Source organism: Ruegeria sp. O4 (genome assembly GCF_056535125.1).
Map to the genome: position 1 here is coordinate 1 of NZ_JBQERO010000048.1, position 1,516 is coordinate 1,516.

Here is a 1,516-nt window from a genome sequence, read left to right on the forward strand (position 1 = left end):
GATAGTGTTGAAGAAGTCGCCGTTTGGGCGCGTTCAGGATGCGGCCTCAATAGGCTTCCGCCTTCCCTTCATCCCGTCAGTCTAGGTTGTGGCACCAGCTTGGCGAGTTTCCGAAGGTTTTGGGCGGTTGCTGCGAGTTGAAACTGTTCATATGCGCCTTTGGGTCCTCGTAGCCGCATCGTCGGAACGCCTATGTATCGTTTCAGATGTGCGAAGAGCATCTCAACCTTCCTTCTCTGAATGAACGAGGTCATGTACGCATCGGTCTTGCGGATATCGCGGGCGACGTCGCGAGCCGCTTCATGGACGGAACGAAGCACGTTCCGGGCTGGCTGATTTGGACAGCAATTTGCTTTCAATGGGCATGCGTCGCAGTCGTGCTTTGATGCACGATATTTAATGAAACCGTCTTTGCCGCCATTTGGCTTGCGCGGTTTGGAGAAGTTTCGCCGATATGTTCGCAGCTCTTTATTGCCGGGGCATGTGTAGCTGTCGGTCGTGGGGTCGTAGACGAAGTCTTCGCGCGAGAACGTGCCGTCCGTCCGTTTAGATTTATCCCACACCGGGATGTGCGGAGCGATGCCGCGCTCTTCCACCAACCAGCCCAGCATCTCCGCTGAGCCGTAGCCCGTATCGCCGACCAGCTTGTCCGGCGTCATGCCGAAGCGGTCCGTAATCCGGTCGATCATGCGTCGTGCAGCAAAGGCCTCAGCGGTTCGGATCGGAACCGATGGTTCAACATCGACGATCACCGCATTATCCAAATCCACCATATAGTTGGTGGAATATGCGAAGAAGGCAGCCCCACCGTCCGCGCCTGTCCAGCGTGCGGCGGGATCAACGGGTGAGATGTATTTGGGGACAACTTTGGTGGATGCGCCGAAAGCCGCATCATCCAGCGTTTCGAGATATTCCTCAACCACACGAGTGGCTAGGTCGGGCGGCAAACCCACTTTGCTATCGACACCCCGCGTCTGGTTCGCATTCGCCGGGATCAGGCTGGCATCGACGCCGAAGCTATCGCCGCCAACCAGGCCCTCATCGATGCAGCGCCTCAGGACAGTCTCGAAGAGGTGGCGGAATAACCCGCACTCACGGAAACGCCCGTGTCGGTTCTTCGAGAAGGTCGAATGGTCTGGCACCGGATCGGTCAGATCGAGCTTGCAAAACCACCTGTAGGCCAGGTTGACATGCACCTCTTCGCAGAGCCGCCGCTCGGACCGAATGCCTTGGCAATAGCCCAACAACAGCATCCGGATCATCAACTCTGGATCAATCGAAGGACGACCGTGAGCGCTGTAGGACGGTGCCAGCAGGGGGCGAACTTCCGAAAGATCAAGGAAGCGATCAATGCCGCGTAACGGATGATCAGCAGGCACAAACTCTTCAATCGAGAACTCATAAAACAGCGCCCCTTGCGCCACCTGCCTCGGTCCCATCATCACCGCACCTCCACTCTCAAAAACGAGTGAATCAGCGACAGGCAAACCAATCAACGGAATTTTTCAACACTATG

At 56.7% G+C, this 1,516-nt stretch carries 1 protein-coding gene; it reads right to left on the reverse strand.

Translation table 11 applies throughout. From position 1 onward, the window contains the following. Nucleotides 1–68 precede the first annotated feature (68 nt). Nucleotides 69–1,442, reverse strand: a complete 1,374-nt coding sequence (locus ACR0J7_RS20430; RefSeq protein WP_480871397.1) for a transposase — start codon at nucleotides 1,440–1,442, stop codon at nucleotides 69–71. Between the last annotated feature and the right edge of the window lie 74 nt (nucleotides 1,443–1,516).